The sequence below is a fragment of the Chamaesiphon sp. OTE_8_metabat_110 genome (genome assembly GCF_031382685.1).
Lineage (GTDB): Bacteria > Cyanobacteriota > Cyanobacteriia > Cyanobacteriales > Chamaesiphonaceae > Chamaesiphon.
In genome coordinates this window covers 1-6,747 of the sequence record NZ_JANMZA010000628.1, presented here as the reverse complement: position 1 = coordinate 6,747, position 6,747 = coordinate 1, and the positions used below count along the sequence as shown (strand labels likewise).

The following is a 6,747-nucleotide window of genomic DNA, read 5'->3' as shown; positions in this document are numbered from 1 at the left end:
CTCAGCTTTTCGGTAGATGTAGGTGTAGCTAGATCGCCCAAATATAAGTAATGCTCCAAAGAGCGATCGTGAGATGTGGTGAGATATGGAGTAGTGGGTGAGTGCGTCCCACGGTCTTGAATATTAGCGTTTGGTTCGGTGGGGACGCGACGATTGTCAACACGCGGATCGAGACGACCGGATTGACCCCGCCGCCCTAGTAAGTTGGAAATAGTCGGCTTATCATCCTCCAGGTTGGCTGAATTAGGATTGGCTGGTGTCGGAGATGGCGATCCACTCCCGCGCAATCCTGGTAAATTTTTAATAATGCCCGATCGCGGTGAGCTATTATCGACACGGGGATCTAATTGACTACTCGGCGTTGGGTGTTCTGGTGCGCCATCGACTGCTAAATTGTGCCGCTCGGCAATCGGGAGGGGAAATTGGGCGACTAGAGCGGCGATATAGCTGGTGATGACCTGATGTAGCGTATCGAGTTGCTGCGGTTGTCCCTGTAAAGTCAGTCGGTCGGGATCTCCAAGTTCCGAGCGATTTAGTTCCAGCGTAAAATCAACGGGAGTGGCGAGCGACCCCGACCGCAAGCGTTGAGCTTCTTTGCTAGAAACAATCAGAGTGCAAGTCGGCGCGGTATAAGTGCGAGTAGTCAAATGGTTTGATTCCATAGCGATGCGGGAGAAAATAGTTGAGTTTAATTTAGTTTAATTTGAACTAGCTTTCGGTATTCAGTGAGATCGTTTTAATAATGCCGCCCATAGTCGTTGATGTCCGTTAGAACTACTATAAAATAGCAATCCGACCAATAAGTTTAAAGCTGTGACAGAGAGTAACTCAAAAGATTCATAAGCGTCTCCACTGTTAGCCCGAGCTTGATATATTGTAATAAAGTTGTCGAGATAGTTTGCTAATGCTGGGGACTGAAGCGGTAATCGATCGTCGTGGATCGTCTGTTGCCAATGAGCGAGATTGCGCCGGATGGGATCTTGGTGCGTTCGCGCTAGCTCATTTACCATCAGTACTACAGCGCGAACTTGCTGGATATTCAGTTGTAAACTTACCCGCTGTTGCTCCACAGACCAGGCATTTATCCACTCTGAGGCTAGCAATTCTAGTTGCAGATCGTGGGCGATTTGCTGCATTCGGACTCGATCGAGCGGTGTCAGCGCCGCAATAGCGATAACTAGGACATCTAGCTCTGCGGTAATCCGCTCCAGTTGTGATGAGTCGAGCTTTGATGTCAGAAATAAATCATCCAACTTGGGGGTTGATGCAGGCATCGTTTAGCAACAAAACATAGGATTGAAGGCGTCGCTCGAACATCAGGTGGACGATCGCCAGCTAAATCGATCGCGAGCGAATTTCGCCAGTGCCCGATGCTTACACTGAAGCATTTAAGATGAAGAATGTTTCGGAATCTTTTGGCGATCGGCTATAAGTCTCGATCGAACTTCAGGTGCGGCACTAGTAATTGTACCATAGTGGCTTACGGCGAAGAAATGAAGTAGTGGGGAGTGGGGAGTAGGGAGTGGGTAATGGGTAATGGGTAATGGGTAATGGGTAAGAGGCGTTACTGGTATTGAGGATATTTTTGCTGCCCGATGGGTGGATACTATGGCATTGCTGGATTAGGGTATGACTTTGGACTTTTCTGTACAAACTGATTCCTCTCTCCTCCCAACTCCCAACTGTCTTGAAAAGGTGCTCTACTTGGGGAAACTCCCAACCCCAACACTAGCAATTTCATACTTCGATCCAGCAACGCCGATGATATTTCGATCTAGTATCCTCGGGTAGCGATCGCCGCCCGGTTGAATCTGCATCAGCAGGCTAGCTTTTGGTAGAATAGATCTATAGAAGTGTCCACCACTAACTAAATTGTGACAGTACTCACAATAGCGAACCTGTCGATCGCGCGGCGGGAATCGATCGGTCAAATCCGCTTATCGTAGATTGATATTGCTCCAGCAGCTAGTCCGATCGACTTTGTTGGATCGGTTGTCAACCCGAGCAAACGACTAGTGGACAATCGAGGTGACTTTTTCTAAAATAGAGCAAATTAACATGCCCGATAGTTGTCAGTGTCTTCAGCCCGATTGTGTAGTATCGACTACAATGAGCAATCGCCGTCAATTCTTGCGCCATTCAATCGGCGTCGGAGTGCTGACTATAGCTAGTACGATCGCGCCTGCGGCTGCTAGAGCTGAAAAAAAAGTCCCCAAAGCCTTAGTGCTAAGTTGTATCGACTATCGGATTTTGGAGGCAGAACGTTACTTTCTGTCACTGCAAAATTTGGGTGGACTGTATGACTTTACGGCACTAGCTGGGGCTTCGCTGGCGCTGAGTGGAATGCCCCATCAGTATGATGCTGAAGCATTCTGGGATCAGTTGGATATCTCCTACCGACTCCATCAAATCAAAAAAGTGTTGATTCTCGATCACCAAGATTGTGCCGTTTACAAATACAAGATCGATCCGAGCTTGACTGACAATCCCGAATTGGAACTCACCACCCATACCGAATATCTCAGTCGTGCTTACTGGGCGATCCGCGAACGGTACCCAGATCTCAATATCGAACTGTACTTTGTCAACCTCAATACCGATGTCAAGCAAATCTCACCATTGGCTAAAGTCCCAACGGTACAGCCGAAGATCGGCTGAATTTAATTATTAATTAATAATTATTAATTAATAATTGGGGATTTAGACCCCTTGTTATCGTTGACGTAGTGTAAATGTTAATTTTACGTGTAAATATGGCAATAATAAAATTGAAGCTACAGTAGAAGATATCCCAATCTCAATGGCAAGTCACTCGTTTAGCTAGTTACAAAATCCAGACACTCAGCCTCCGGTGCAGGTATAAGGACACAAAAAAATATATGGAAAACAGTTCGCGGGTCAAGTCGAAGCGATTTTCTAAGTCATTCTGGCGGTTAGCGGCTGGCTTGCCAATCGCGTTAGGAATTGTCTGGGGTAATCCAGTGCTGGCCAAAAACGATCCCAACACGCTCTCCTATGGAGAACTATTTAAAGAGGTCAATAAAGGCGTCGTATCCAAACTAGAAATCGACCCAGCCACAAAAATCGCTAAAGTGACGATCGCCGATCCCACCGCACCGGGCAAAATCCGGGTGAAAGAAGCAACTTTGCTAGACGATAATGCGGAATTGTACAACAGGCTCGGTGCTAAGAACATCGAGTATGGCTTTCAGAAGTCGGCAGATAAGAATGCCATTTTGGGACTACTGGGTAACGTCATTTTGTTAGTGTTGGTAATTACCGCTTTATCGGCAATCCTCCGCCGCTCGGGCAGCGCGGGCGGACAAGCCATGAGTTTTGGTAAATCTCGCGCTCGCTTTCAATTACAAGCTAAAACGGGCGTGATGTTCGATGATGTCGCGGGGATTGAAGAAGCCAAAGAAGAACTCCAAGAAATCGTCACTTTTTTACAAGAACCCGAGCGGTTTACCTCCGTCGGTGCCAAAATCCCCAAAGGTGTCTTACTAGTTGGCTCGCCCGGAACGGGCAAAACGCTGATGGCCAAAGCGATCGCCGGGGAAGCTGGCGTACCATTTTTTAGTATTTCTGGTTCGGAATTCGTGGAAATGTTTGTCGGTGTGGGTGCCTCCCGCGTCCGCGACTTATTTAAAAAAGCTAAAGAAAATGCTCCCTGCCTGATCTTCATCGATGAAATCGATGCAGTGGGTCGTCAGCGAGGCGTAGGCATCGGTGGCGGTAACGACGAGCGCGAACAGACCCTCAATCAGTTACTGACCGAGATGGACGGATTTGAGGGCAATAACGGTGTGATTATCATCGCCGCTACCAACCGTCCCGATGTCCTCGATGCAGCCCTATTACGTCCCGGTCGCTTCGATCGGCAAGTACAGGTAGATCCGCCCGACTATAAGGGACGCTTGGCAATTCTCCAGGTGCATATTCGCGACAAGAAAATCGACCCCGAACTCTCACTCGAATCGATCGCGCGGCGGACGATCGGATTTACAGGTGCGGACTTAGCCAACTTGCTCAATGAAGCGGCAATTTTCACCGCCCGTCGGCATAAAGACGCCATCACGCTCACCGAAATCAATGACGCGATCGATCGGGTCGTGGCGGGGATGGAAGGTCGTTCGCTCTCGGACGGAAAGAGTCGGCGACTGATCGCTTACCATGAAATCGGTCATGCCTTAGTCGGCGCAATGTTGAATTACAATCAGCTTCAGAAGGTAACAATTCTCCCGCGCGGTCGCTCGAAAGGCTCGGCGTGGTACTTACCCAACGAAGAACAGGGGCTGATCTCACGGGCGGAATTTTTAGCAGATATTGCCGTGACGATGGGCGGACGCGCCGCCGAAGAAGTGATTTTTGGTCGCGATGAGGTGACATCTGGAGCCAGCGCAGATATCGAAGCAGTCACGCGGACAGCGCGAAATATGATCGTCCGCTATGGGATGTCCAGTCTGGGTCAATTTTCCCTCGACGCCGACGGTGATTATTCCGAAGAAGTAGCAACTAAAATCGATCGGGAAATTCGCGAGCTGATCGAAGCCGGACATCGCACAGCGGTAGAAATACTCAGCAATAACCGCGAACTGGTCGATATTCTCACCGATCTGTTATTGGACAAAGAAACCATCGACGGCGATGAGTTTCGCAAAATCATCGATCGCGAAACTGGTCGCAAAGAAGCAGCTCAGCCTAAAGCAGTTCTAGCTAGCTAGAGCGTAACCCTCTTCAAACCACCTTACTCATGATACGAGTAAGGTGGTTTTTTCATGAAATATCTCGACCCCCAGGCGGTACGCCTATCCCCTATCCCCTATCTCTTATCCCCTATTCCCTAACTAAATAACGAATCAGGGCTGAAACTGGGTATTTTAGAGTGTAGTAGGAGTAATGTAACTACTCCAAGCTGCATCAAAGATCGCGATCGATAATCGATAATCTCCTACTTTTGTCGGATATCAACTGCTCGATCGCGCAGTTATGATTGGGTCAAAGAATAATCATCGCGATCGCGATAACTTCATCATCAACAATGCCCACACGATCGCAAAGCTCTCGCTTGCAGCTCGATCTTCTGAGGCTGTCGAGTGAGCCTACTGTGACAAATTATGTTAACTGACAGGGTTTTAACTGACCCGTCTACCACCATTTATTCCTACACCCTAAATAAACACAGATGATTAGCGAGAAATCTCCAAAATCTAATATTTTCGAGCTAGACGATCGCCAACTGATCGAAAAGTTCATCCAAGGTAGTAAGCAACTCTTAGCTAGCGATAATCTCCGCTTGGAAGTAAATGGTGGATTGTCTCAGTTACTCGCTCGAAATGGCGATCCGTTGGCAAAGCCTATCGGAACGATAATCGCGATTATGTATTTACACAATACCCCCCGCACTGTCATTGTCAAACACGGTTCGCCATTTTTAGAACTAATCGATCGATTGCTGATCGAGCGAGATTTTGTCATGTTTGGTGATGCCAGTAGGGCGGGCTTCATTGAATACAAACATTATGTAACGCCTGCTGGTTATCGGATCTGGCATACCGAGCCGTCAATTTTATGGAAAAAATGGTGGCCGACAGAAAGATTTCAAGATAAACAGCGGTTTAATATGAATATCTTGGTTAGCTTTAAGAATAACTGGTATCCGGTTCAGCATATTGTCGTCAGTGCTGGCACTTTTACGGTCAAAACTATTGCTGGTCAACTCGTCCTCAAACGCGATGATAAAGTACTGTGGTTGGCGCAGGTAATGCAGGAGCAGGCTTCAGAATTGACTGGTCATATTCAGCCGGAAATTGCAGCTAGCGATCCTCACCCGATCGCTGAAGTACCACCGCAGACAGACATCGATTTAGTTGCCAAAATTCAGCAGAAGCAACAAGATATTCAACCCGACCAATCTTGGACGATTATTAAAAAATTGGAGCAAAAACTTCAAGCTCAACTCAGATTAAATGGCGAACTTAGCGATAAGTTCAACCATCTTGAAAGTCGGGCAATTGTTGCTGAGCAAAGATTGCAAATCATCTACAAGTATCTCCAAGAAATTGGTGTCGAGCCGCGCGATATTTATAACGGTGGCAAGAAAGTCAATAATTAGTAGTCTACGGCGTAAATCTAGTTACTATTTCGGGGAGAGATGGGAGCGAAAAGTGCGGGAACAGGGGTTTCCCCAAGTAGAGCACCTTTTCAAGACAGATGGGAGATGGGAGATGAGAGCAAAAAGTCAAAGTAGGGTGTGTTATCCCGTCAGTGTAACGCACCGATCCTCTGGGCGGTGCGTTTTGCTGGCGCAGAAACACACCCTACGCAATCAAAAAAGTCAATCCCCCAATTTACTCACCAGCATGATAAGAACTTCTGACTAGGGGTGCCGATCGGACATGGCTAAATCCTAACTCAGTGGCGATCGCGCCCAAGCGATCGAATTCGGCGGGAGTCCAGTATTTGACGACTGGTAGGTGTTCTAGTGACGGTCGCATATACTGTCCTAATGTCAGCCTGTCGCAATCGATCGCGCGGAGATCCTCCAAGGTGGCGATAATTTCCGCTTCAGTTTCGCCATGTCCGAGCATCAATCCCGATTTAGTCGGGATAGTTGGGTCTAGAGCCTTGACATGGGCGAGAACATCCAACGAGCGGCGGTATTTTGCCCCCCGGCGCACTCGATCTTGAAGTCGGGGGACTGTTTCAACGTTATGGTTGTAACAGACGGGTCTGGCGGCAACTACG

General features: G+C 48.0%; 7 protein-coding genes. 3 read left to right on the top strand and 4 right to left on the bottom strand.

Features of this window, described 5'->3' with window-relative positions:
* The 3 genes from RMO52_RS22550 to RMO52_RS22540 form a co-directional block, all read right to left on the bottom strand.
* Nucleotides 1-662: DUF4335 domain-containing protein (locus tag RMO52_RS22550; RefSeq protein WP_310418806.1), on the bottom strand; the 662-nt coding region annotated here is incomplete at its 3' end.
* Nucleotides 663-722: 60 nt separating this feature from the next.
* Entirely contained in the window at nt 723-1,274 is a 552-nt protein-coding gene (locus RMO52_RS22545) for a DUF3038 domain-containing protein (protein ID WP_310418802.1), read from the bottom strand.
* A gap of 426 nt (nt 1,275-1,700) precedes the next feature.
* Nucleotides 1,701-1,931, bottom strand: coding sequence for a hypothetical protein (locus RMO52_RS22540; RefSeq protein WP_309739701.1), 231 nt, complete (start codon nt 1,929-1,931; stop codon nt 1,701-1,703).
* A 127-nt stretch (nt 1,932-2,058) separates the two neighbouring features.
* Between RMO52_RS22540 and RMO52_RS22535 the strand changes: the two genes are divergently transcribed.
* The 3 genes from RMO52_RS22535 (at nt 2,059) to RMO52_RS22525 (ending at nt 6,115) form a co-directional block, all read left to right on the top strand.
* The gene (locus tag RMO52_RS22535; RefSeq protein WP_310418799.1) at nt 2,059-2,658 is read left to right on the top strand and encodes a carbonic anhydrase; all 600 of its coding nucleotides are present in this window, start codon (nt 2,059-2,061) and stop codon (nt 2,656-2,658) included.
* 221 nt (nt 2,659-2,879) lie between these two features.
* A complete protein-coding gene (gene ftsH, locus RMO52_RS22530) occupies nt 2,880-4,724 on the top strand; it encodes an ATP-dependent zinc metalloprotease FtsH (RefSeq protein WP_309739696.1) in 1,845 nt (614 codons plus the stop codon).
* Nucleotides 4,725-5,185: 461 nt separating this feature from the next.
* Nucleotides 5,186-6,115: a hypothetical protein gene (locus RMO52_RS22525; protein ID WP_310418795.1), complete on the top strand. Its 930-nt coding sequence runs from the start codon at nt 5,186-5,188 to the stop codon at nt 6,113-6,115.
* A 235-nt stretch (nt 6,116-6,350) separates the two neighbouring features.
* Here the strand turns inward: RMO52_RS22525 and RMO52_RS22520 are convergent.
* The coding region (locus RMO52_RS22520) for a lipoyl synthase (RefSeq protein WP_310418792.1) at nt 6,351-6,747 on the bottom strand (397 nt) is incomplete at its 5' end.

What these genes read in the sequence shown, in the direction of transcription:
- RMO52_RS22525 (WP_310418795.1), top strand. Translation starts at nt 5,186, where the DNA reads ATGATTAGCGAGAAATCTCCAAAATCTAATATTTTCGAGCTAGACGAT.
- RMO52_RS22545 (WP_310418802.1), bottom strand. Translation starts at nt 1,274, where the DNA reads ATGCCTGCATCAACCCCCAAGTTGGATGATTTATTTCTGACATCAAAG.
- ftsH (WP_309739696.1), top strand. Translation starts at nt 2,880, where the DNA reads ATGGAAAACAGTTCGCGGGTCAAGTCGAAGCGATTTTCTAAGTCATTC.
- RMO52_RS22535 (WP_310418799.1), top strand. Translation starts at nt 2,059, where the DNA reads ATGCCCGATAGTTGTCAGTGTCTTCAGCCCGATTGTGTAGTATCGACT.